The following is a 22,485-nucleotide window of genomic DNA, read 5'->3' as shown; positions in this document are numbered from 1 at the left end:
CGACATGCAGGCACCCAAGATCGTGAACGACCTCGTCGAGCGCATCGGGAAGGCGAAGGAGCTCGACGGCATCGTCGAGAAGGTGAGCGGATGGGTCGCGGCCGTCACGAAGGCCGCTCCCGTCAAGAACGCGCTGTCGGGCTCGTGGCTCGGCCACCAGCTGCACCCTGTCCTGACCGACCTGCCGATCGGCGCATGGGGCGCGGCGACGGCCCTCGACCTCCTCGGGGGCGAGGACAGCGCGGAGGCCTCGCGCAAGCTCGTCGGACTCGGTCTGGTCGCCTCGGCGCCGACGGCGCTCGCCGGCGCGGCGGACTGGTCCGACACGTACGGACCCGACAAGCGGGTCGGCCTCGTGCACGCGGCGACGAACGGCACGGCCTCCGTGCTGCAGGCGGCATCGTGGGTGGCGCGCCGACGCGGCCACCGGGGCGTCGGCGTCGCGCTGAGTCTCGTCGCGGTGAGCGTCACGCTGGCATCGGCCTACCTCGGCGGGCACCTGTCCTACGTCAAGGGCATCGGCGTCAACCACACCGCGTTCCAGAAGACGACCCGGAAGTGGAACGACGTCGCGGCCGACGACGAGATCCGCGAGGGCGAGCTCAACAGGGTGACGGTCGGCGACACGCCGCTTCTGCTCGTGCGCCAGCGCGGCGAGCTCCACGCGCTCTCGGCCACCTGCACGCACGCGGGCGGGCCGCTCGACGAGGGCGAGCTCGACCCGAGCGGCTGCGTCACGTGCCCCTGGCACGGAAGCCGCTTCCGCCTCGACGACGGCAGCGTCGATCGCGGCCCCGCGAGCGTGCCGCAGCCGCGCTGGGAGGTGCGGGTCGACGGCGGCCGCGTGCTCGTGCGCGCGGCCTGATCGGACGGATGGCGATGGCCGACATCGATCGCCCCGGCGCCGGGGAGTGGGTTCCCGAGGGAGCGGATCTGGACGGCCTTCGGCAGGCTGCCGAGACGTGCCGCGGCTGCGAGCTGTGGGAGGACGCGACGCAAGTCGTGTTCTCGCGCGGCTCGGCCGCGGCGCGTCTCATGCTCGTGGGGGAGCAGCCGGGCGACCGCGAGGACCTCGAGGGGGAGCCCTTCGTCGGCCCGGCGGGCCGGGTCCTCGCGGACGCCCTCGATGCCGCCAGCGTGCCGGATGAGGATGTCTACCGCACGAACGCGGTCAAGCACTTCCGCTTCGAGCGGCGCGGCAAGCGGCGCGTCCACGAGAAGCCCGCCGTCGGCCATCTCACCGCCTGCCGACCGTGGCTCGAGGCCGAGATCGCCCTCGTGCGGCCATCCGCCATCGTGGCGCTCGGCGCGACCGCCGCACGGTCGGTTCTCGGCGCCCCCGTGAAGATCGGCGAGGCACGCGGCACGGTGCTCGAGTCGGCGGACGCCTCGGCGACGCCGACGATCGTGACCGCGCACCCGTCGAGCCTGCTGCGCATCCGCGAGGCGACGGATCGGCAGACGGCCTTCGACCGCCTCGTCGACGATCTGCGGACCGCCGCCCGGATCGCTCACGGATGACCCTTCCCCGATCGCTCTCGACGACATATCGTTGAGTATCGTTCGAGATGAAGGAGACGATCATGAGCGGTTCGTTCCCGGCCGGCGGCTTCGGCGGCGGCAACCCCCTCGAGGGCATGTGGCAGATGATGGAGCAGCTGCGCTCGTCGTTCGACAAGCGCAGCGGCACGCGGATGGGGCGCGGCGACGTGCGCGCGGCCGTGCTCGTGCTCCTCGCCGAGCAGCCGATGCACGGCTACCAGATCATCCGTGAGATCGAGGAGCGCACGGGCGGCAGCTGGAAGCCCAGCGCCGGCTCGGTGTATCCCACCCTGCAGCTGCTCGCCGACGAGGGACTCGTGCGCGCCGAGGAGTCGGGCGGCCGCAAGACGTACGTGATGACCGACGCCGGCCGCGAGGAGGCCGCGCGCGCCTCAGTCCCGTGGGGGTCGCCGTCCGAGGGCGCGGAGCGCCCGGCGTTCACGGCGCTGCCGAAGGCGGGTCTCGAGCTCGCGCAGGCCGCGGCCCAGGTCGGCCGCACTGGCACGCCCGAGCAGGTGCAGCAGGCGGTGGACGTGCTCGACGAGGCACGGCGCCGGCTGTACGCGATCCTGGCGCAGGACTGAGCGGGGTGGCGGCCGCCGGCGCGTCGGGCGCGCCCGTCGACGACGTCTCCCGCGCGCGCTACCGTCGCATCCTCCGCTTCGCGGCGCGGAACCTCGCGATCGAGTGGTGGTACGAGCTCGTGCTGCCGCGCATCGGCCTCGCGGGCGTCGCCGAGCGCACGAGGACGCAGCGCCTGACGCGCTTCGCGCGGCGCTTCCACGCGCTCGCCGTCGAGCTCGGCGGGCTCATGATCAAGGTGGGGCAGTTCATGTCGTCGCGCCTCGATGTGCTCCCGCCCGAGATCACCTCCGAGCTCGAGGGCCTGCAGGACGAGGTGCCGCCCGTGGCCTTCGCCGACGTCCGCGCGCTCGCGGAAGCCGAGCTGGGCATCCCGCTCGACCGTGCGTTCGCGACTGTGGACGAGACCCCGATCGCGGCCGCGTCGCTCGGACAGGCGCACCGCGCGCGCCCTGCCGCGGCCGACGCGGCCGAGACGGGCATCCACGGCGTCGTCCTCAAGGTGCAGCGCCCCGGCATCGATGCTGTCGTCGACACCGACCTCGCGGCGCTCCGGCGGGTCGCGGGATGGCTGCGCCGCGTCCGCGTCGTCCGCGAGCGGGTCGACATGCCCGCGCTCATCGAGGAGTTCGCCCAGACGTGCCGCGAGGAGATCGACTATCTCCACGAGGCCGCCGCCTCCGAGCGCTTCGCCGAGGACTTCGCGGGCGATGCCCGCGTGGCGGTGCCGGCCGTGCTCTGGGAGCGCACGACGCGCCGCGTCCTCGCCCTGGAGGACGTCACCGCGATCAAGATCACCGACGCCGACGGGCTGCGCGCGGCGGGCATCGACCCGGCCGAGGTCGCGCCCGTGTTCGCCTCGGTCATGTTCGACCAGCTCTTCGTGCACGGGTACTTCCATGCCGATCCGCACCCCGGCAACATCTTCGTGACGCCGACGAGCGGCGGCTCGTGGCGGCTCACCTTCATCGACTTCGGGATGATGGGCGAGGTCCCGCCGAGCACCCGCGCGGGGCTGCGCAAGGCGCTCATCGCCGCGGCAGCTCGCGACGGCCGCGGTCTCGTCGACGCGATCCGGTCGGTCGGCGCCCTCCTGCCCTCCGCGGATGTCGCCGAGCTCGAGCGCGCGCTCGCTGCGCTCTTCGCCCGCTTCGGCGGGATGGGGTTCGCCGAGCTCCGCGAGGTGGATCCGCGTGAGTTCCGCGACTTCGCGGCGGAGTTCGGCGATCTCGCCCGTGCGATGCCGTTCCAGCTGCCCGAGAACTTCCTGCTCGTCGTGCGCGCCATGTCGCTGACCTCCGGGGTGTGCAGCGCGCTCGACCCGCGCTTCAACCTGTGGGACTCGGTCGAGCCGTACGCCGCGCAGCTGCTGCGCGACGAGGGCGGCAACGTCGTGCAGGATGTCGCCAAGGAGGCGCTCGACGCCGCAGGCCTCGCGCTGCGCCTGCCGAAGCGGCTCGACGGCCTCATCGGGAGGATCGAGGACGGCTCCGTCGAGGTGTCGACCCCGCGGCTGGATCGGCGCCTGTCGCGGCTCGAGAACCTCGCGCGGCGGCTGGGCTCCGCGATCGTGTTCAGCGCGCTTCTCATCGCCGGGGCGACCCTGCACGCGGGCGACGCGGCGCTCGGCGGCTGGCTCATGGCGGCCTCCGCGCTCCCGCTCCTGCACGCCGTGTTCGCGCGCGGGCGCTGAGTCGGCATCCAGACGGGTTCCTAGACTGGGTCCGTGCCGATCACCTCGACGATCCTCGATGTCGCGTCGCGGCATCCCGAGCGGACGGCGATCGCGGGGGAGTGCGAGCGGCTCTCGTACGCCGAGCTCGTCGAGGACTCGCGGCGCGTGTTCGCGGTCGTCGACGCGCTCCACGGCGCCCAGGACCATCCGCCCGCCCCGGCGCGCGAGACGGAGGGCATCCCGATCACGGCCGTCAGCGTCACCTCGGCCTTCCACACGGCGCGCTTCGTCGCGGGGCTCGCGGGGCACCGATCCGTCTCCGCCGTCATCGACCCGCGCTGGCCGCTCGCGCATCGCGTGCGCGTCGTCGTCGCGACCGGGATCGGCGTCGTCCTGAGCGACGACCCCGCGCTCGCCGCCGCGCTCGCGGAGGCCGGCTGGAGAGGCGTCGTCCTCTCGCTCGACGACGTCCGGCGCCGAGAGGCCGAGACGCGGCCGGCCGCGCCGCCCGCCGTGCGCGACGCGGACGAGCCGTTCCTCATGCTCTTCTCCTCAGGCACGACAAGCGACCCGAAGGCGTTCCTCAAGACCCGCCGGCAGTATCGCGAGAACGTCGCCGTGTCGAGCGCCCATCTCGAGCCGCTGCCCGGTGTCGCGACGCTCGCGCCGGGCCCCGTCTCGTACAGCCTCACGCTCTACGCCGTGATCGAGTGCCTGGCGACGGGCGGCAGCGTGCACCTCGCCGACGCGTTCGACCCCCTCGACGCGACCCGGCGCATCCGCGACGAGCACATCACGCGCGTCGTCGCGGTCCCTGCGGTCGTCGAGGCGCTCACCGCCGCGGCTCGGCGGGATCCCGGCCGGCTCGCGTCGCTCGACCTCGTCGTGACCGGGGGCGCGAACCTGCCGGCGCGCATCCGCGCGGGCCTCGCCTGGGCGCTCCCGCACGTGCGCCTGATCAGCTACTACGGCGCGGCGGAGATCGGCTTCATCGGCGACAGCCGCGGCGGCGACGGCACGCTCATCGACGTCTACGACGGGATCGCCGTGCGTGTCCGCGACGCCGACGGCGTCGACCTGCCCGACGGCGAGCCCGGCACCCTGTGGGTGCGCGCCGCCGCGTGCTCCGACGGCTACGTCTCGGGCACGACCGACGCCGTGCTGCGCGATGCGTCGGGGTGGGCCACGGTCCACGATCAGGCGCGGATCATCGGCGGCCGTCTCGAGCTCATCGGGCGCGCCGGAGACATCGCGGTGACCGGGGGCCACAAGGTCGCGCTGCCCGACGTCGAGCGGGCGTTCGACGGGATGGCCGGGGTCGGGGCGACCTGTGCGGTCGCCCTGCCCGACGGGCGCCTCGGGACGGCCGTCGCCCTCATCCTCGAGGGCGACGCACCCGACAAGGCGGCGCTCCTGGCGCACGCGCGCTCGCACCTCGCCCCCCAGTTCGTGCCGCGCCGCTGGTACCGGGTCGCTCGCCTGCCGCGAACCGTCGGCGGCAAGATCCGGCGTGCCGAGGCGACGGAGCTCGTCGTGCGCGGAGAGGCGGAGCGCCTGTGAGCCGCCGCGTCGTGATCACGGGAGCCGGCGCGGTCACGCCGAGCGGCATCGGCGTCCCCGCGATGTGGCAGGCCGTCGCCGACGGCCGCAGCGCCATCCGCGAGCTCGACGGGCCGGAGTTCGCCGAGCTCCCCGTCCGCATCGGGGGCCAGGTGCGCGACTTCGATGCATCCGACCTCCTCGAGCCCGGCCTCGCGCGGCGCCTCAGCGCCGTGCTCCAGTGGGCTGTCGCCGCAGGAGACGAGGCGATCGACGACGCGGATGCGCGCGGCATGCTCGGCGGCCGCGTCGATGTCATCGCCGCGACCGGCTCGGGGCCGGTCGACGCCATGCAGCGCGCGACGAGAGCGCTGGATGCCCGCGGGCCGCGGGCGGTCCCGCTCGCTCTCGCGATGCACGGCGCGCCCGACGCGGCGGCCGCTCTGCTCAGCCAGAGGCATGGCCTCACGGGAGCCGCCTCGGCGGTCTCGGCCACGTGCGCGAGCGGCGCCGTCGCGATCGGCGAGGGCATGCGCCGCATCCGGCACGGGTACGCCGACGCCGTGCTCGTCGTGGGGATGGAGGACTGCCTCGGACCCGTGAACCTCGCCTCGAACGCCAACCTGCGCGCGCTCGCGACGGGATACGAGGACGACCCGTCGGCGGCATCGCGGCCGTTCGACCGCGGGCGAACGGGCTTCGTCATGTCGCAGGGCGCCGCGGCCGTGCTCCTCGAGTCGGACGACGGCGCGCGGGCTCGCGGTGCCTGTGCGATCGCCGAGGTCGCGGGATTCGGCGCATCGAGCGATGCGCACCATCCCACCGCTCCGCGCCCCGACGGCGCAGGCGCGGCGGCCGCGATCCGCGCCTGCCTCGATGACGCAGGCGCGACAGCCGAGCGGGTGCAGCACGTGAACGCGCACGGCACGGGCACGCCCGCGGGCGACGCGGCCGAGCTCGCGGCGCTCGAGGCCGCCCTCGGCGCCCGCGCCCGCGCCATCCCCATCAGCGCGACGAAGTCGTCGACCGGGCATCTGCTCGGCGCGGCGGGCGTCGTGGAGGCGATCATCGCGGCGCTGAGCATCCGCGACGGCATCCTGCCGCCCACGCTCAATCTCGACGACCCCGAGCCCGGATGGGACCTGGTCGCCGGCACGGCGCGGCGCGCTGACGTCGCCGCCGTGCTGTCGACGTCGTTCGGCTTCGGCGGGCACAACGGCGCGCTGCTCATCGCGCGCGGAGAGGAGACACATGGACCGGGAACGCAGGCATGCTGAGCTCGCCGAGCGGTACCTCCCCGACGATCTGCTCGAGCGGTTCCGGGAGCGCGCCGCCGTGTACGACCGGGAGAACCGCTTCTTCGACGAGGACCTCGAGGAGCTGCGCGCAGTCGGCTATCTGACGCTGTTCGTCCCCGAGGAGCTCGGCGGGGCCGGCCTCGGCCTCGGCGACGTCTCCCGGCTGCAGCAGCGTCTCGCCGGGGCGGCTCCGGCCACGGCGCTCGCGATCAACATGCACCTCATGTGCACGGGCGTCGTCCAGGCGATGCTCGCGCGCGGCGACCGGTCGCTGGCGTGGGTGCTCGAGGAGGCCATGGCCGGCGAGATCTTCGCGTTCGGCATCAGCGAGCCGTCGAACGACTGGGTGCTTCAGGGGTCGAACACCGTCGCGGAGCCCGACGGCGACGGCGGGTACCGCCTCACGGGCGTCAAGATCTTCACGTCGCTCTCGCCCGTGTGGACGCGCCTCATCGTGCACGGACGCGACGGCTCCGTTCCCGACGACCCCGTGCTCGTGTACGGCTTCGTCGACCGGGACGCGCCCGGCATCACGGTCTCCGACCAGTGGGACGTGCTCGGCATGCGCGCGTCGCAGAGCCGTGCGACCATCCTCGACGGCGTGCCGCTCCGCGCCGACCGGGTCGCTCGCCGGATCCCGGCGGGACGCTATCCCGACCTCCTCGTGTTCGCGATCACGAGCACGTTCCAGCTGCTCGTCGGGTCGGTCTACGCGGGCATCGCACGCCGCGCGCTCGAGCTGGGCGCCGAAGCGCTGAAGCGGCGGCGGTCGGCGAAGACCGGCACGACGTTCGCCGAGGTGCCCGAGGCGCGCGTGCGCCTCGCCGATGCGCACATGGCGTACCTCGCGGTGCCCGCGCAGCTCGAGGCCTACACGCGCGACTTCGACGAGCTCGTCGAGCACGGCGCCGGATGGCCGCTGCGGCTCGTGAGCGCGCGGCTCAACGCGTCGCACGCGGCGCGCAGAGCCGCGGAGACCGCCCTCCTGTGCGCGGGCGGCAGCGGCTTCGACAACGGCAGCGAGCTCAGCCGCCTGTACCGCGACGCGACGGCGGGCCTCTTCCACCCGCCGAGCGCGGATGCCGCGCGGCCCATGTACGCGGCCGCGCTCCTCGACGACGACTGAGCATCACGCGCGCCTATGATCGGCAGAGGAACGGCATCGAGCGCGGGGGAGACAGCCATGCGGCGGACGACGGTCGAGAGCGAGCCCCGTGGGCCGATCGAGGCGAGGCTCGTGGGCTGGCGCATCCGCCCGTTCACCTTCGGCCTCTTCGGGGCGCTCGGCGTGCTCGTCGCGCTGCTCATCGGGTCGCTCGTGGGCAAGCTCGCCACGGTCCTCGTGTACATCGGGATCGCGCTGTTCCTCGCGCTCGGTCTCGATCCGGTCGTCCGCGCGATCGAGCGGCGGCTCCCGCGCCCGGCCGCGGTCGCGATCGTCGTGGCCGGCGTGCTGCTCGCGTTCGCCGGCATCGTGCTCGCGATCGTCCCCGTGCTCGTGCAGCAGGTGACGAACCTCATCGACAACGGGCCGCAGATGGTGAGCGACGTCATGGCCAGCGACTGGTACCGGCAGCTGAGCGCGCAGTTCGGGTCGTCGTTCGAGGACGCGGCAGGGCAGGCGCTGAGCTTCCTCCAGGATCCGGCCAACCTCACCCAGATCGGCGGAGGCATCGTCGCGGTCGGAGCCGGCATCGCGGGCGGCGTCACGGGCATGACGATCGTGCTCATCCTCACGCTCTACTTCATGGCATCGCTGCGCGGCATGAAGCGCCTCGCGGCGCGCTTCGTTCCCGCCTACCAGCGGGCGCGCTTCACCGAGGTGCTCGAGGAGATCTCGAGTGCGGTCGGCCGCTACGTGATCGGCCAGGCGAGCCTCGCGCTCATCAACGGCGTGCTCAGCCTCATCGTGCTGAGCATCATCGGGGCGCCCATGCCGGCGCTCCTCGCGCTCATCGCGTTCATCGGCTCGCTCATCCCGCTCGTCGGAACGCTCAGCGCGTCGATCATCAACTCGCTCATCTGCCTGATCGCCTCGCCGGTGACGGCGCTCATCGCGTTCGGGTACTACCTCGTCTACATGCAGATCGAGGCGTACGTGCTGAGCCCGCGCATCATGAGCAAGGCTGTCGCCGTGCCGGGCGCGATCGTCGTCATCGCCGCCGTCGCGGGCGGTGCCCTCGGCGGCGTGCTGGGCGCGCTCGTCGCGATCCCGGTGGCGGCGAGCATCATCATCATCGTGCAGAAGGTGATCTTCCCGTCGCAGGACGCCAAGCGGCTCCCGCCGGCGAAGGTCTGACGAGGGCCGGCGATAACGCGCGCGCGGTCGCGGATCAAGCCCCTCGGCGCGGACCGCGCCGTCGCGCAGAGTGGACGGGTACCGACACCCGGCTCCGACAGGAGGACCCCATGGACGCGAACGACAGCCGCCTGACCGACGACCCCGACGCCATCCGCCCTGTCCGGGATGCGGAGGCGACCGCGTACGCGGACCCGTCCGCCGATCCTGCGCAGGCGGAGTGGGAGCAGACCGAGGCGCGCGATGCGGGGGAGGGGGCGAGCGAGGAGACGGCGACCGGCCGTGACCCCGACGAGATCCCGGCGGACGACGACGAGATCCCGGCGGCCGACCTCCCCGTGAGCGACGTGCAGCCCGAGACGCAGGACGAGGATCCGGTCGTCGCCGAGCTTGGCGAGGACGGGGAGGGCGACCTCGCCCCCGAAGACCTCTGAATCGGCGCGCCGCCTCCGCTCCCGAGAATCGAGGGAATGGCGATCGGCGGGTGCAGAACTCCAGCGTCCCGTGCGCTGAACATGACACTCGTGCGGATATCGCCGGAGCTGCCCGAGATTCCTTCTCCTGAGGCCCGCAAGCGCTGGATTTCCGCGCTTGCGGGCCCCTCCTCTGCGTGCGTAGGATCCAGGCGATCCCGCACAGGAGGACCCGCCATGACCGAACCCATCGGACCCGTCGACGCATCCGTCGTCCCCCGCTTCGCGGGCATCGCGACCTTCGCGCGCCTCCCGCGCATCGACGAGGTGGACCGAGCCGACATCGCCGTCGTGGGCGTTCCGTTCGACAGCGGTGTGAGCTACCGCCCCGGCGCCCGGTTCGGTCCCGCTCACGTCCGCGAGGCGTCCCGTCTGCTGCGGCCGTTCAATCCCGCGCAGGGCGTCTCGCCGTTCGCCGCTCAGCAGGTCGCCGACGCGGGCGACATCGCGGCGAACCCGTTCGACATCGACGACGCGGTCCGCGCGATCGACGAAGCAGCGACGGCGCTGCGCGCAGGAGGAACGCGCCTCGTGACGATCGGCGGCGACCACACGATCGCGCTTCCGCTTCTGCGCTCCGTCGCGCGCGACCACGGACCGGTCGCGGTGCTGCACTTCGACGCCCACCTCGACACGTGGGACACCTACTTCGGCGCGCCCGTCACGCACGGCACGCCCTTCCGTCGCGCGAGCGAGGAGGGGCTCATCGACCAGACCGCGAGCATGCACGTCGGAACGCGCGGCCCCCTGTACGGGCAGTCCGACCTCGTCGACGACGAGCGCCTCGGCTTCGCGATCGTGACGAGCGAGCAGATCGAGGAGGACGGCGTCGAGCGCGCGATCGAGCGGATCCGCACGCGGATCGGCGACGCGCCGCTCTACATCTCGATCGACATCGACGTGCTCGATCCCGCGCATGCCCCGGGCACGGGGACGCCCGAGGCCGGCGGCCTCACCTCGCGCGAGCTCCTGCGCATCCTGCGCGCCCTCGCCGACAAGCGCATCGTCGGAGCCGACGTCGTCGAGGTCGCGCCGGCCTACGACCACGCGCAGCTCACGGCCGTCGCGGCGTCGCACGTCGCGTACGAGCTCATCAGCGCGATGGCGCCCCGGGTCGAGCGATGAGCGTCCGCACGCCCGGCGAGGACGAGGTCGCGGCGGCGGCCGCCGCCATCGTCGACGCGTTCGCCGCGACCGACACCCGGCGCTACTTCGCGCGCTTCGCACCCGACGCCTCGTTCGTGTTCCACACCGAGGCCGCGCGGCTCGACGACCGGGCGTCGTACGAGATCCTGTGGAGGTCGTGGACCGAATCGGGATGGCGCGTGCTGTCCTGCACGTCGTGGGACGCGCTCGTGCAGACCTACCCCGGCGGTGCGGTCTTCAGCCACACGGTGGCGACCCGGGTCGCCACCGGCGCCGGCGAGGAGGCGTACCGCGAGCGCGAGAGCATCGTCTTCCGCGTCGACGGCGATCGCCTCGTCGCGATCCACGAGCACCTGTCCCCCCTTCCTCCCGGCCACTGAGCCGCACCCCGAGGAGACGCCGATGTCATCCGAACGCCGTCGAGAGACCCCCGCCGACGCGACCGGCCCCGTCACGGGCACGCTCGCGGTCCGGCGTGTCGGGATGATCTGGCTCGCCGCCAACCTCGTCGTGACGACTCTTCTGACAGGCACGCTGTTCGTGCCAGGGATCGACTACGGCGGCGCGCTTCTCATGATCGTGATCGGCACGCTCGCGGGCGTGGCCGTGCTCGCGGCCGTCGGCAACATCGGCACACGCACCGGCCTGCCCACGATGGCGCTGACACGCGGCGCGTTCGGCACCCGCGGCAGCCTGCTGCCGCTCGCGGCGAACGTGTTCGTGCTCATGGGATGGAGCTGGGTGCAGGCCATGCTCGCGGGGGTGACGGTCGACGCGCTCGTCGCGCAGCTCACGGGCTTCTCGAACCCGGTCCTGTTCTCGGTGCTGTGCCAGGCGATCGTGGTCGTCCTCGCGATCTTCGGCCACGAGGGCATCGCCCGGGTCGAGCCGTGGCTCGCGGTGCTCATGCTCATCGTCATCGGGTGGATGTTCGCGCAGGCGTTCACGGCGTTCCCTCCGGCGGACTACTTCGCGCTCGAGCCGACCGGTGAGCTCACGCACGTGTTCGTGCTCGACATGGTCATCGCGACGGCGATCTCGTGGACCGTGCTGTCGGCCGATGTGAACCGGCTCGCGCGGACCTCGCGCGCGGGCGTCGTCGGCTCGGTCGCGGGCTACGCGACCTCGACGATCGTTTCGATGTCGCTCGGAGCGACCGCATTCGCGTACATCCTGCTGTCGGGTGCCGACGGGGCGCCGTTCGACCCGACCGCGCTCGTGACGGCGTTCGGCGCGCCGATCGCGGTGGTGATCTTCGTCTCGGTCATGGCGACGAACACGATGGTCGTGTACGGGATGACGACGTCGGTCATGAACTCCCTGCCCGGCTGGCGGCCGCGCTTCCTCCCCACCGCGCTCATCCTCGGCGCGATCTCGATCGCGGGCTCGACGTGGCTCGCGCTGCTCGACCGGTTCACGACGTTCCTCACGGTCATCGGCGCGTTCTTCGTGCCGGTGTTCGCGATCATGATCGTGGACTACTACGTCATCCGGCGCGGGTCGTACAACGCCGACATCCTCCGCAGCTCGGGGGGCCGCTACTGGTTCGCGAAGGGGGTGAACCCGATCGCGATCATCGCCTGGGTCGTCGGCGCGCTCGTGTCCTATCTCCTCACCTATGTCTGGCCGAGTCCGATCGGCGCGACCGCCGCCGCGTTCGCCGTGACATTCGCGGTGTACCTCGTCCCGATGCTCCCCGTCCGGCGTCGCGCGCGCGCCGAGCGCAGCGTGCACCTCGCCGAGCAGCCGCTGGAGGGCTGAGGCCTCAGCGCGCGGCGGGCCGCAGCGTCCGCGCGTAGTCCTCCTTGAGCACCGCGAGGTGCAGCCACGACTCCATCCGCGCGACGCCACGGAGCGTGCGGAGCCGTTCGAGGCTCGCGTACAGCGCGCCCGCCGTCGGCTCCACGAGCGTCGCGACCGCGTCGAAGCGGCCCAGCGTGCGAGCGGCGAAGTCGACGCCGCGCCACTCGCGCAGCGCGTCGATCACGGCGTCGTCCTCCCCGGAGAGGTTGAGCCCGACCCCCATCGACAGCTGCCGGTGCGCAAGGCCCCGCGCCTCGACGGCGCTGATCTTGATGACACCGCCCGCGATGAGGCGCTGCACGCGCGTCGTGACTGCGGAGGGGGAGAGGCGGACCGCCTCGCCGAGTGCGCGGTAGCTCATGCGGCCGTCGCGCTGCAGCATCTCGATCAGCGACATGTCGATGTCGTCGATCACGAGGTCGCCCTGATAGTCCGAGACGAAGAAGCCCTTCACGACCGTCGAGTAGATCAGGGTGCTGATGTCCACGACGCCGCTGAGCCCGCGGATGCGCGCGAGCAGCTCGTGGAGGGTCGCCATGGAGCCGACCCGCACCTCGGTGACGAGATCGTGCGAGCCGCCCACGGCCGAGACGAGCACGGTCTCGGGGAGCCCGCGCAGATGCTCCGCGATGGGCTGCACGGAGCCGTCGGCCCGCACCGAGACGTGCGCGAGCACGTGCTGACCGAGGAAGGCGGGATCGACCGCGGCGACGACGCGCACGGTGCCGTCGGCGAGCATCGCGCGGAGCCGTGTCGAGACGGCCGCGCGGGACTGCCCGAGCCTCAGCGCGAGGGAGTGGATGCTCGCACGCCCGTCCTCCTGCAGTGCCCGAACGAGGTCGGCTTCGAAGTCCATCCCGTCTCCGATCCGCGAGATTCCGTGGAACGCGCGTCGACGCGCGCAGAAGTGAAGTCTACTCGCGATTCAAGGAGACACCGCGAGCGGATCTGCGCGTTCTTCGAATCGGAACATCGGCGACAGCGAGATTCTCCTGGAGTTCTGGCCTTGCTCCGCCTTCCGGCCGCTCGTAGCATCCGATGCAACCCGATACCCCCGCAAAGGAGCGGCCACCATGACTTCCACGCACAGCAGAGCGCGGCGCGCCGGCTTCGCCGCGTTCGTCGGCACCACGATCGAGTGGTACGACTTCTACGTCTACGCGACCGCCGCCGCCCTCGTCTTCGGACCGCTGTTCTTCCCGAGCGACGACCCGCTCGCCGAGACAGCGGCCGCCTTCGCGACGTTCGCCGTCGCCTTCCTCGTCCGTCCGCTGGGCGGCATCGTCTTCGGCCACATCGGAGACAAGCTGGGCCGCCGTGTCTCCCTCGTGATCACCCTCCTCCTCATGGGCGTCGCGACCGTGCTCGTCGGCTGCCTGCCGACGTACGCCGACATCGGCATCGCCGCGCCGATCCTCCTCATCGCCCTGCGCGCGCTGCAGGGGCTGGCCGTCGGCGGCGAGTGGGGCGGCGCCGTCCTGATGAGCGTCGAGCACGCGCCCGAGAAGTCGAAGACCTTCTACGGGGGATTCACGCAGCTCGGCAACCCCGCCGGTGCGCTGCTCGCGTCCGGCGTCTTCGCGATCATGTCGCGCGGCGGCGAGACCTTCATCATCGACGGCGGATGGCGCATCCCGTTCATCGCGTCGATCGTGCTCATCGGGGTGGGGCTGTGGGTCCGCTACCGCGTCGAGGAGTCGCCGGTCTTCGCCTCGAAGGTCGAGGGGCGCAAGCAGTCCATGCCGCTCGCGTTCGCGCTGCGTGCCAACTGGCTGCCGATCCTCCTCGGCATCGGCCTGCTGCCGATCTCGACCGGCGGCTACTACCTCGCGACGACGTTCGCCACGGCATACGCGACCGGCGAGACGGTCGCGCTCAGCGAGCAGCTGATCCTCGACGCGATGACCGTGGCGTCGTTCGTCGAGTTCCTCGTGACGCTCCCCATCGCGTGGCTGGGCGACCGCTGGGGGCGCAAGAACATCATGTACATCGGCCTGGTCACCTCCGTGCTCACGTTCGCGCCCTTCCTGCTCGTCATGCCGGGGCGGATCGAGCCGGCCGTCTTCCTCCTGGCCTCGCTCGTGCGCGTCGCGATGAGCGCGACGTACGCTCCGATCGCCGCGATCCTCGCGCAGATGTTCCGCCCTCAGGCGCGCTACACGTCGATCGCGCTCGCCTATGGCGTGGGCGCGGCGGTCTGGGCAGGGTTCTCGCCCTGGTTCGCGACGCAGCTCATCGCGTGGACCGGCAGCGTCTGGTCGGTGATCGCGATGTTCACCGGGATGGCCGTGCTCGCGGGCATCTGCACGCGGCTCGCTCCCCAGCACTCCGACGAGGCGCCGGTCACGGCGTCCTTCACGCCCCGCACCGACACGAGGACGAACCGACTCCCATGAGGAAGCTGACCCCCTTCGACCGACCCGCTCAGACCGCGCCGCGGATGATCGTCGCGCGTGCGATCCACACGGTCGACGCCCGCGACACGACCGCGACGGCGATGCTCATCGATCGCGGCCGGATCCTCGCCGTCGGCGACCGCGAGACCTGCGCGGCGGCCGCGCACGCGCTCGGCCTCGATCCGGAGACCGTCGACCTCGGCGACGGCGTCGTCGTGCCGGGCTTCGTCGACGCGCACGCGCATCCGCTCATGTACGGGCAGATGATGACGTGGGTGGACTGCGGGCCCGAGAAGGCGGGCAGCATCCCCGAGATCGTCGCGCTGCTCCGCGCCGCGGCGGAGGGCCTCCCCGAGGGGCGTCCCGTCCGCGGCTACGGGTACGAGCACCGCAACCTCGCCGAGCGCCGTCACCCGACCCGCTTCGAGCTCGACGAGGTGTCGACCGAGCGCGAGGTCTACCTCATGAACGCCTCGGGCCACGGCGGCGTCGTCAACAGCGTGACGCTCGAGCGCGCGGGCGTCGACCGCGGCACGCCCGACCCCGAGGGCGGCGTGTTCTTCCGCGACGCAGACGGCGAGCTCACGGGCGAGCTGTCCGACGCGGCCTGCAACATCCTCACCGGGGTGCACGGCGTGAAGATCGGCCATCACGGACCGAACTTCCACCTCGCCGACGAGCCGGAGGAGCACCTGCGCCAGCTCGATGTCGCGACCCGCCGGTTCCTCGAGGGCGGTGTGACCGCGATCGGCGACGCTCAGGTCTCGCGTCGCGAGTTCGACATGTACCTGCGCCTCGCCGAGGCCGGGCGGCTCGAGCTGCGCGTGTCGATGTACCTGCTCTCGCACCTCCTCGACGAGGCACTCGAGATGGGGCTCGTGGGCGCCTTCGGCAACGCGCACCTGAGCTTCGCCGGCATCAAGCTCTACGCCGACGGCACGCTCGGCGGATGGACGGCGTACTTCCCAGACGGGTACGTGGGCGACCCGTGCCGCACGGGCCAGCTCTACCACGAGCCCGCAGAGTACGCAGAGCTCATCCGCCGCGCGCACGCCGCGGGCCTGCAGACCGCCACGCATGCGCAGTCGCCGACCGCGATCGAGATGGTCGTGTCGGCGATCGAGGCGGCGCTCGCCGAGCGCCCCGATCCCGACGCCCGCCATCGGATCGAGCACTGCGGCCTGCCGACGGCCGACCAGATCCGCCGGATGGCTGCAGCGGGCATCCGGCCGGTGAACCAGACGCAGCACTACTACAACTGGGGCGAGGGCGTCGAGGAGGCCATCGGAACCCCGGGGGAGCGGTTCAACCCGCTGGGCGAGTTCGAGGCCGCCGGCGTGCCGATCACGATCTCGTCGGATGCGCCGGTCGCCGAGCCCATCCCGCTCGAGGCGATCCAGACGGCCGTGACGCGGATGACGCGGCGCGGGCGCCGCCTCGGCCCCGACGACCTGCGCGTGTCCGCGCGCGCGGCGCTGCGCGCCCACACCTACGAAGGCGCGGTGTCGCTCGGGCGGGAGGACGATCTCGGCTCGCTCGAGGTCGGGAAGTGCGCGGACTTCGCCGTGCTGAGCGACGACCCGCTCGCGGTCGAGCCCGAGCGCATCGCCGCCATCCGGGTCAGGGAGACGTGGATCGGCGGCGAGCGCCGTCACCGCGCGGAGGTCGGCTCGTGACGGGGGCGCACGGCTCGGACACCGCGGGGCGTGCGGTGCTCGAGACGATCCGCGCCTATGGCGTCACGGCCGTCTTCGGCATCCCCGGCACGCACAACCTCGAGCTCTACCGGCCGCTGACCGATCTCGGCATCCGCGCGGTCACGAATCGCCATGAGCAGGGCTCCGGCTACGGGGCGGACGGCTGGACGCAGCTGACGGGGATGCCGGGCGTCGTCATCACGACCTCGGGGCCCGGTCTGCAGAACGCCATGAGCGCGATCGGCACGGCGTTCTGCGAGTCCCGCCCGCTGCTCGTGCTGTCGCCCGGGGTCGCGCGCGGAGACGAGTTCCGCGACGTCGGCACGCTCCACGAGACCAAGGATGCGAGCGCCATGGTCGGTGCGATCGCGGAGTGGTCGCGCCGCGTCGAGAGCGCGGCTGAGGCCGTGGACGCCGTGCACGACGCCTTCGCGCTCTTCCGCACGGGGCGGCCGCGCCCCGTGCACATCGAGATCCCGCTCGACGTGCTCGAGGCGCCGGCCGAGGTGCCGGTCGCCGCACGGGCGCCGCGCGAGCTCCGCCCGGCGGCACGGCCGGACGCGACCGCCGTCGCCCGTGCTGTCGCGCTTCTCGAGGGCGCCCGGCGCCCCGTGATCGTCGCCGGCGGGGGCGCCACGCGCGCCGCCACGCAGGTGACGGCGCTCGCCGAGCGCCTCGGCGCTCCGGTGCTGACGACCCTCAACGGCAAGGGGACGGTCGACGAGCACCACCCCCTGTCGCTCGGCTCGAACCTGCGACTCGCGTCGGCGCGCGGGGTCGCGGAGGACGCAGACGTGCTCGTCGTGCTCGGCTCGAAGCTCGGCGAGGCCGAGCTGTGGGCTCCCGCACTCGCCGCACGCGGCCGGGTCATCCGCATCGACATCTCGGCCGCGCAGGTGCACAAGAACCTCGAGGCGACGGTCGGGATCGTGGGCGACTGCGGGGCCGTCCTCGATGCGCTGCTCGCCGAGCTCGCGATCCAGACGCGCCCCGCGCCGGACCTCGCCGACGCGCGAGCGGCCATCCTCGCGGAGACCCGTGAGGCCCTCCCGGAGACCGTCGCGCTCGCCGAGGCCATCGCGCGAGCCCTGCCCCACGACGCGGTCGTCGCAGGCGACTCGTCGCAGATCGTCTACATGGCGCTCGCGAACGTGCTCCGCCAGGCGCGCCCGCATTCGCTGCTCTACACGCCGACCTACGCGACGCTCGGATACGGACTCCCGGCCGCGATCGGCGCCCGGGTCGCCCAGACCGAGCGGCCCGTCGTCGCCGTCCTGGGCGACGGCGCGCTCATGTTCTGCGTCAACGAGCTCATGACCGCGGTCGAGCAGCGGCTCGACCTCGTCGTCGTGTGCGTCGACAACGGCGGCTACGAGGAGATCCGGCAGAACGAGATCGACCGGGGCATCGCGCCGATCGGCGTCGATCTCGTCCAGCCGGACTGGGCTGCGCTCGCAGATGCCTTCGGCGCGCGGGGCATGCGCGTCGAGCGACGGGCCGACATCGGCACCGCGATCGGCGAGGCGGTCGAGGCCGGAGGCGTCCGGCTCGTCCACATCCCGCAGGGCGCACTCGTCGACGGATGAGTCCTCAGCGCGCTCGGTCGTAGACGAGCGCGAGCTCCCCGCGGTCGCCGGCCTCGTGCAGCACCAGGCGCCAGGACGACGACGGGAGCCCGTCCTCGAGCAGCCGCTCGCCGCCGCCGGAGATCTCGGGGCAGACGATGAGGTAGAGCCGGTCGATGAGGTCCGCGGCCAGGAGCGGGCGGATGAGGCTCGGGCTGGTGTTGACGAGGATGTCGCCCTCGCCGGACGCGCGCAGCTGCGTCACGACGTCGGCGACGGGGGCCGAGACGATGCGCGTGCGCTCCCAGGGCGCCTCCGAGAGGGAGGACGAGAGGACCACCTTCTCGACATCGCGGAGCCAGGCGGCGTAGCCGCGGTCGCGCGGGTCTGCGGAGGGGTCGTCGGCGACGGAAGGCCAGAAGCCGAGGAACCCCTGCGCGTTGCCGCGTCCGAGCACGGCCGTCGTCGCGTTCTCGTGCATGCGGTGCATCTGGTCGCGTGCGACATCGGTCACCGCGTACGGGACGATCGCCGCGAGGTCGCCGGGCCCGCCGGGGCCGTTGAAGCGTCCATCGAGGGTGAGGCTGAGGTTCGCCGTGACCCTGCGAGGTGCGTGAGCGTTCATGAGAGGGGTTCCTTCCGATCAGGCCGCGGGTCCGCGGCGACGCGTGCGACGAGGTTGTCGAGCACCTGGTTCCATCCGGTCTCGATGCCGGCGATGAACGGAGCGGAGGCGACGGCGGTGGCGTCGAGGTGCAGCTCCGCCACGAGACGGGTTCCCCGGGGAGCCTCGTCGAGCGAGACCGCGTAGTGGGCCGTGAAGGCCACACCGCCCTCGCTGTCGCGCACCGACAGGTCGAACTCGAGGCGCTCCGGAGCCTCGGCGACCCGGACCCGCCCGTCCGACCGGTAGTGAGCGCCGTCCGGATCGCGGTAGGCGAGCACGACCGCTCCCTCCGGATGCGGTGCGATCATGCTCTCGATGACCTCGAAAGACGGCGGCGCCCACCACGTGGCGAGGAGCGCGGAGTCGGTCCAATGACGCCACACCGTCTCGCGCGGGGCGGCGAGGTGGCGCTCGAAGGCGAATGAGCGGCCATCCGCCCATCCAGGGGAGTCCGCGGCGGCACGCTCCGCACTGATGGCGGCGCGATAGCGATCGAGCACCTCGCGCTCGTCGGCGTGCGCATCGGCCTGCTGCAGGAGGTTCGCGAGGCGGTTCGCCGCAGCCCGGAGGGGCGACGTCTCGAGCGCGTACACCCTCCGCTGGCCGAGGGGATGCACGCTGACGATGCCCGCGCGCGCGAGCGTCTGCAGGTGCTTGGTGGTCTGCGGCTGGCGCAGGCCGAGGAGCTCCGCCAGCTCGCCCACGGCTCGGGGGCGGAGGGCGAGCAGCTCGATCATCCGCCATCGGGCGGGATCGGCGAGAGCGGCGAGCAGCGGGTCCATGACTGAAGTATTCACTGCGACGAATATTCACGTCAAGGAAAATCTTCTGCGCGGTGTACCGTCGGCGCATGCGCGATCTCAGCCATCCCATCCGCACCGGCATGACCGTGTACCCCGGCGACCCCGCGGTGCGCATCGAGCCGGCTCTCGAGATCGCGCGCGACGGCGTCGAGGTCGCCGCCCTGCACCTCGGCTCGCACACGGGAACGCACCTCGACGCGCCGTCCCACGTCATCGCGGGCGGGCGCACGACCGGCGCGATCCCGCTCGACGAGCTCGTAGGCGAGGCAATCGTCCTGCACCTCGGCGAGGTCGCCGCCGGCGCGGTCATCACGCTCGACGACCTGCGTCGGGCGTCGGCCGACCTCGAAGCCGATCTGCGGCCGATCGTCGTGCTGGACACCGGATGGGCGGAGCGCTTCGGGTCGGCGGACGCGACCGCGCATCCGCACCTCGACCCGGTGGCGGCCGCCTGGCTCGTCGCGCACGGGATGCGCGTGCTCGCGGTCGACCTGCTGAGCCCCGACCCGACGGGCGGGGAGGGCTTCCCCGTGCACGAGATCGTGCTCGGCGCCGATGCGCTCATCGTCGAGAACCTGCGCGGCCTGGCGGGCCTCGAGCGGCATCCGCGGATCGGCGTCTTCCCGCTCGCGATCGATGCGGATGGAGCACCGGCGCGCGTCGTCGCGCTCTGATCTCCCCGCGGTTCCAGTGTACGGCCGGGGTGGGGGCTTGCCGCAAGGCCCCCGGTACGGGGCAGAATCGTCTCCTTCCCTCCGGCCGGCACCCGCGCGCAGCGGGTGTCCGCCGTGCCGTCGCGATCGTCGGAGCCGCCCGCATGACCACCGCCCTCAGCCCGTTCGCCCTTCCCGACAGCCGCGCCGCCAAGGCCGAAGCCGCGCTCATCGCACGCGACGAGGCGCAGTTCGCCGCGATCGCCGCGAGCCTCGCTCGCCAGATCGCCGACGCATCCGACCGCCTCGAGGCGCAGCGCCGCGCGCCGGCCGGCCAGGGGCAGAAGGCCCTCGACCGCGACCTCGAGATCCACCGCCTGACGGCCCGCCTGCGCCTGCTGCGGCGCTTCGGCCTCGATCTCTGCCTCGGCCGCATGGTGCCCGCCGAGGGCGGCGACCCCGTCTACATCGGCCGCATCGGCCTCTCCGATGCCGATGGCGAGCCGCTCCTCGTCGACTGGAGGGCGCGGGCGGCCGAGCCCTTCTTCGGCGCGACGCACGCCGATCCGATGGGGCTGAGCAGCCGACGGCGCTACCGGTGGAGCGGCGGCCGCATCGTGGACTACTGGGACGAGGTGTTCACGGCCGACGCCCTCGAGAGCGGCGCGGCGCTCGACGACCAGTCCGCCTTCATCGCGAGTCTCGGCGCGAGCCGCTCTCCCCACATGCGCGATGTGCTCGCGACCATCCAGGCCGATCAGGACGCGATCATCCGCGCGCCCTCGGCCGGCGCGCTCGTCGTCGACGGCGGCCCGGGAACGGGCAAGACGGTCGTCGCGCTCCATCGCGCGGCCTACCTGCTGCACGCCGAGCCGCGGATGGCGCGCGGTGGCGGCGGCGTGCTCGTCGTCGGCCCGTCGCGCGCGTATCTCGACTACGTGTCCGACGTGCTGCCGAGTCTCGGAGAGGAGGGCGTGCGCGTGTGCACGGTCGACGACCTCGTCGCCGAGGGCGCCGTCGCCCGCGCGGAACCCGACGCCCGGGTCGCGTCTCTCAAGGCGGACGGGCGGATGGTGCAGGCGATCGAGCCGGCCGTGCGCCTCTACGAGGAGCCGCCCGTCGACGAGGTGCTCGTGGAGACGCCATGGACGGACGTCGTCGTGACGGCGGATGACTGGGCCGACGCGTTCGCGTCTCCCGAGCCGGGGACGCCGCACAACGAGGCGCGCGACCAGGTCTGGGAGACGCTGCTCGAGCTCATCGCCGACCGGCACGACGACGAGGAGGCGCCGGCGGACCTCCTGCGCCGCGCGCTCGCGCAGGACAGGGACCTCGCGACGGCCTTCACGCGCGCGTGGCCGCGGCTCGAGGCAGCGGATCTCGTGAGCGACCTGTGGACCGTGCCGGCGTACCTGCGGCGCTGCGCGCCGTGGCTCGCGGACGACGAGGTGCGGCTGCTGACGCGGGCGGATGGCGCGGCCTGGACGAGCGCGGATCTCCCGCTTCTCGATGCAGCCCGGATGCGACTGGGCGATCCCGGGACGGCGCGCCGCGCGCGGGAGCGCGAGGCGGCGCTGTCCGCGCAGCGGGCCTACCGGGAGGACATCGCCGACTACCTCATCGCGAACGACGACAGCGAGATGGGCGTCGCGATGATCCTGCGCGGGGACGACGCGCGGGAGAGCCTCGTCGATGAGGCGGACGTTCCGGCGCCCGAGCCCGACGCGCTGATCGGGCCCTTCGCCCACATCGTCGTCGACGAGGCGCAGGAGCTCACCGACGCGCAGTGGCAGATGCTGCTGCGCCGCTGTCCCTCCCGCAGCCTGACGGTCGTCGGCGACCGAGCGCAGGCACGGCACGGCTTCCTCGGCTCGTGGGAGGAACGGCTCGCGCGCGCGGGTCTGCGCGACGTGCGCGTCGCCTCGCTCACGGTCAACTACCGGACGCCGTCGGAGATCATGGCGGTCGCCGAGCGGGTCATCCGCGCCGCCCTGCCCGACGCGAACGTCCCGGTGTCCGTACGCAGCTCGGGCATCCCCGTGCGGAGGGCGCGGGCGGGTGAGCGCGACGCGATTCTCGAGCGGTGGCTCGCCGAGCACGTCGAGGGCACGGCATGCGTGATCGGTGACCCGGACTTCCGCCCGCACGGGCGCGTCCGCTCGGCGACGCCGGAGGACGCGAAGGGGCTCGAGTTCGACCTCGTGCTCCTCGCCGGCGCCGATGCGCCGGGCGAGGGGATCGAGGCCGCGGTCGACCGCTACGTCGCGATGACGCGTGCGACGCGCGAGCTCGTCCTCCTCGATGCGGAGCCGGGGGAGACGGATGTCCGACGACCTCGCTAGCGTGT

The 22,485-nt window shown here is 72.8% G+C and carries 20 protein-coding genes; 17 read left to right on the top strand and 3 right to left on the bottom strand.

What is annotated here, in order from left to right:
- The first annotated feature begins 4 nt into the window (after positions 1–4).
- The 12 genes from GC092_RS10630 to GC092_RS10575 all read left to right on the top strand — a co-directional run bounded on the left by GC092_RS10630 (position 5) and on the right by GC092_RS10575 (position 12,315).
- On the top strand, positions 5–865 hold the full coding sequence (locus GC092_RS10630) for a Rieske (2Fe-2S) protein (RefSeq protein WP_324011854.1): 861 nt from the start codon (positions 5–7) through the stop codon (positions 863–865).
- A 14-nt stretch (positions 866–879) separates the two neighbouring features.
- Positions 880–1,521 carry a UdgX family uracil-DNA binding protein gene (locus GC092_RS10625; RefSeq protein ID WP_324011853.1) on the top strand — a complete coding sequence of 214 codons (642 nt, stop codon included), beginning with the start codon at positions 880–882 and terminating at the stop codon, positions 1,519–1,521.
- 62 nt (positions 1,522–1,583) lie between these two features.
- Complete coding sequence (locus GC092_RS10620) at positions 1,584–2,126, top strand: PadR family transcriptional regulator (RefSeq protein ID WP_324011852.1); 543 nt, start codon at positions 1,584–1,586, stop codon at positions 2,124–2,126.
- Positions 2,123–3,817, top strand: a complete 1,695-nt coding sequence (locus tag GC092_RS10615; RefSeq protein ID WP_416383307.1) for an ABC1 kinase family protein — start codon at positions 2,123–2,125, stop codon at positions 3,815–3,817. The genes GC092_RS10620 and GC092_RS10615 overlap by 4 nt, the downstream gene beginning before the upstream one ends.
- A 33-nt stretch (positions 3,818–3,850) precedes the next feature.
- On the top strand, positions 3,851–5,359 hold the full coding sequence (locus GC092_RS10610; protein WP_324011848.1) for a class I adenylate-forming enzyme family protein: 1,509 nt from the start codon (positions 3,851–3,853) through the stop codon (positions 5,357–5,359).
- Positions 5,356–6,615 (top strand): beta-ketoacyl-[acyl-carrier-protein] synthase family protein, encoded by a 1,260-nt coding sequence (locus tag GC092_RS10605; RefSeq protein ID WP_324011847.1) that lies wholly within the window; start codon positions 5,356–5,358, stop codon positions 6,613–6,615. The genes GC092_RS10610 and GC092_RS10605 overlap by 4 nt, the downstream gene beginning before the upstream one ends.
- On the top strand, positions 6,590–7,762 hold the full coding sequence (locus GC092_RS10600; protein WP_324011845.1) for an acyl-CoA dehydrogenase family protein: 1,173 nt from the start codon (positions 6,590–6,592) through the stop codon (positions 7,760–7,762). The genes GC092_RS10605 and GC092_RS10600 overlap by 26 nt, the downstream gene beginning before the upstream one ends.
- A gap of 57 nt (positions 7,763–7,819) precedes the next feature.
- Complete coding sequence (locus GC092_RS10595) at positions 7,820–8,935, top strand: AI-2E family transporter (RefSeq protein ID WP_324011843.1); 1,116 nt, start codon at positions 7,820–7,822, stop codon at positions 8,933–8,935.
- Positions 8,936–9,045: 110 nt separating this feature from the next.
- Positions 9,046–9,369 carry a sugar ABC transporter ATPase gene (locus GC092_RS10590; protein WP_324011842.1) on the top strand — a complete coding sequence of 108 codons (324 nt, stop codon included), beginning with the start codon at positions 9,046–9,048 and terminating at the stop codon, positions 9,367–9,369.
- Between the two features lie 216 nt (positions 9,370–9,585).
- On the top strand, positions 9,586–10,533 hold the full coding sequence (speB, locus tag GC092_RS10585) for an agmatinase (protein ID WP_271173340.1): 948 nt from the start codon (positions 9,586–9,588) through the stop codon (positions 10,531–10,533).
- Positions 10,530–10,934, top strand: a complete 405-nt coding sequence (locus tag GC092_RS10580; RefSeq protein ID WP_324011839.1) for a nuclear transport factor 2 family protein — start codon at positions 10,530–10,532, stop codon at positions 10,932–10,934. The genes speB and GC092_RS10580 overlap by 4 nt, the downstream gene beginning before the upstream one ends.
- 22 nt (positions 10,935–10,956) lie before the next feature.
- Complete coding sequence (locus GC092_RS10575) at positions 10,957–12,315, top strand: purine-cytosine permease family protein (RefSeq protein ID WP_324011837.1); 1,359 nt, start codon at positions 10,957–10,959, stop codon at positions 12,313–12,315.
- Positions 12,316–12,319: 4 nt separating this feature from the next.
- Here the strand turns inward: GC092_RS10575 and GC092_RS10570 are convergent, their stop codons facing one another.
- Complete coding sequence (locus GC092_RS10570; protein ID WP_324011836.1) at positions 12,320–13,213, bottom strand: Lrp/AsnC family transcriptional regulator; 894 nt, start codon at positions 13,211–13,213, stop codon at positions 12,320–12,322.
- Between the two features lie 217 nt (positions 13,214–13,430).
- On the opposite strand from GC092_RS10570, the gene GC092_RS10565 reads away from it, so the two are divergent.
- From GC092_RS10565 to GC092_RS10555, 3 genes are read left to right on the top strand one after another with little or no spacing between them, the layout of a single operon-like run.
- On the top strand, positions 13,431–14,753 hold the full coding sequence (locus GC092_RS10565; protein WP_271173336.1) for an MFS transporter: 1,323 nt from the start codon (positions 13,431–13,433) through the stop codon (positions 14,751–14,753).
- On the top strand, positions 14,750–16,429 hold the full coding sequence (locus GC092_RS10560; protein WP_324011834.1) for an amidohydrolase: 1,680 nt from the start codon (positions 14,750–14,752) through the stop codon (positions 16,427–16,429). The genes GC092_RS10565 and GC092_RS10560 overlap by 4 nt, the downstream gene beginning before the upstream one ends.
- Positions 16,426–18,036, top strand: a complete 1,611-nt coding sequence (locus GC092_RS10555; RefSeq protein ID WP_324011833.1) for a thiamine pyrophosphate-binding protein — start codon at positions 16,426–16,428, stop codon at positions 18,034–18,036. The genes GC092_RS10560 and GC092_RS10555 overlap by 4 nt, the downstream gene beginning before the upstream one ends.
- Positions 18,037–18,040: 4 nt before the next feature.
- Here GC092_RS10555 and GC092_RS10550 read toward each other — a convergent pair whose 3' ends face one another.
- Entirely contained in the window at positions 18,041–18,640 is a 600-nt protein-coding gene (locus tag GC092_RS10550; protein ID WP_282979188.1) for a dihydrofolate reductase family protein, read from the bottom strand.
- Positions 18,637–19,464, bottom strand: coding sequence for a metalloregulator ArsR/SmtB family transcription factor (locus tag GC092_RS10545; protein WP_324011831.1), 828 nt, complete (start codon positions 19,462–19,464; stop codon positions 18,637–18,639). Before GC092_RS10545 ends, GC092_RS10550 begins: the two co-directional genes overlap by 4 nt.
- Before the next feature lie 68 nt (positions 19,465–19,532).
- Between GC092_RS10545 and GC092_RS10540 the strand changes: the two genes are divergently transcribed.
- Both GC092_RS10540 and helR read left to right on the top strand, forming a co-directional pair.
- Positions 19,533–20,159, top strand: a complete 627-nt coding sequence (locus tag GC092_RS10540) for a cyclase family protein (RefSeq protein WP_324011829.1) — start codon at positions 19,533–19,535, stop codon at positions 20,157–20,159.
- A 143-nt stretch (positions 20,160–20,302) separates the two neighbouring features.
- Positions 20,303–22,480, top strand: coding sequence for an RNA polymerase recycling motor ATPase HelR (helR, locus tag GC092_RS10535; RefSeq protein WP_324011828.1), 2,178 nt, complete (start codon positions 20,303–20,305; stop codon positions 22,478–22,480).
- Positions 22,481–22,485 lie beyond the last annotated feature (5 nt).

The organism is Microbacterium sp. JZ37 (assembly GCF_035188445.1).
Classification (GTDB): Bacteria; Actinomycetota; Actinomycetes; order Actinomycetales; family Microbacteriaceae; genus Microbacterium; species Microbacterium barkeri.
The sequence above is the reverse complement of the archived record's forward strand: the minus strand, read 5'-3'. Positions and strand labels throughout refer to the sequence as shown.

What these genes read in the sequence shown, in the direction of transcription:
- GC092_RS10630 (WP_324011854.1), top strand. Translation starts at nt 5, where the DNA reads ATGCAGGCACCCAAGATCGTGAACGACCTCGTCGAGCGCATCGGGAAG.
- GC092_RS10625 (WP_324011853.1), top strand. Translation starts at nt 880, where the DNA reads ATGGCCGACATCGATCGCCCCGGCGCCGGGGAGTGGGTTCCCGAGGGA.
- GC092_RS10620 (WP_324011852.1), top strand. Translation starts at nt 1,584, where the DNA reads ATGAGCGGTTCGTTCCCGGCCGGCGGCTTCGGCGGCGGCAACCCCCTC.
- GC092_RS10600 (WP_324011845.1), top strand. Translation starts at nt 6,590, where the DNA reads ATGGACCGGGAACGCAGGCATGCTGAGCTCGCCGAGCGGTACCTCCCC.
- GC092_RS10595 (WP_324011843.1), top strand. Translation starts at nt 7,820, where the DNA reads ATGCGGCGGACGACGGTCGAGAGCGAGCCCCGTGGGCCGATCGAGGCG.
- GC092_RS10590 (WP_324011842.1), top strand. Translation starts at nt 9,046, where the DNA reads ATGGACGCGAACGACAGCCGCCTGACCGACGACCCCGACGCCATCCGC.
- speB (WP_271173340.1), top strand. Translation starts at nt 9,586, where the DNA reads ATGACCGAACCCATCGGACCCGTCGACGCATCCGTCGTCCCCCGCTTC.
- GC092_RS10580 (WP_324011839.1), top strand. Translation starts at nt 10,530, where the DNA reads ATGAGCGTCCGCACGCCCGGCGAGGACGAGGTCGCGGCGGCGGCCGCC.
- GC092_RS10575 (WP_324011837.1), top strand. Translation starts at nt 10,957, where the DNA reads ATGTCATCCGAACGCCGTCGAGAGACCCCCGCCGACGCGACCGGCCCC.
- GC092_RS10570 (WP_324011836.1), bottom strand. Translation starts at nt 13,213, where the DNA reads ATGGACTTCGAAGCCGACCTCGTTCGGGCACTGCAGGAGGACGGGCGT.
- GC092_RS10565 (WP_271173336.1), top strand. Translation starts at nt 13,431, where the DNA reads ATGACTTCCACGCACAGCAGAGCGCGGCGCGCCGGCTTCGCCGCGTTC.
- GC092_RS10560 (WP_324011834.1), top strand. Translation starts at nt 14,750, where the DNA reads ATGAGGAAGCTGACCCCCTTCGACCGACCCGCTCAGACCGCGCCGCGG.
- GC092_RS10550 (WP_282979188.1), bottom strand. Translation starts at nt 18,640, where the DNA reads ATGAACGCTCACGCACCTCGCAGGGTCACGGCGAACCTCAGCCTCACC.
- GC092_RS10545 (WP_324011831.1), bottom strand. Translation starts at nt 19,464, where the DNA reads ATGGACCCGCTGCTCGCCGCTCTCGCCGATCCCGCCCGATGGCGGATG.
- GC092_RS10540 (WP_324011829.1), top strand. Translation starts at nt 19,533, where the DNA reads ATGCGCGATCTCAGCCATCCCATCCGCACCGGCATGACCGTGTACCCC.
- helR (WP_324011828.1), top strand. Translation starts at nt 20,303, where the DNA reads ATGACCACCGCCCTCAGCCCGTTCGCCCTTCCCGACAGCCGCGCCGCC.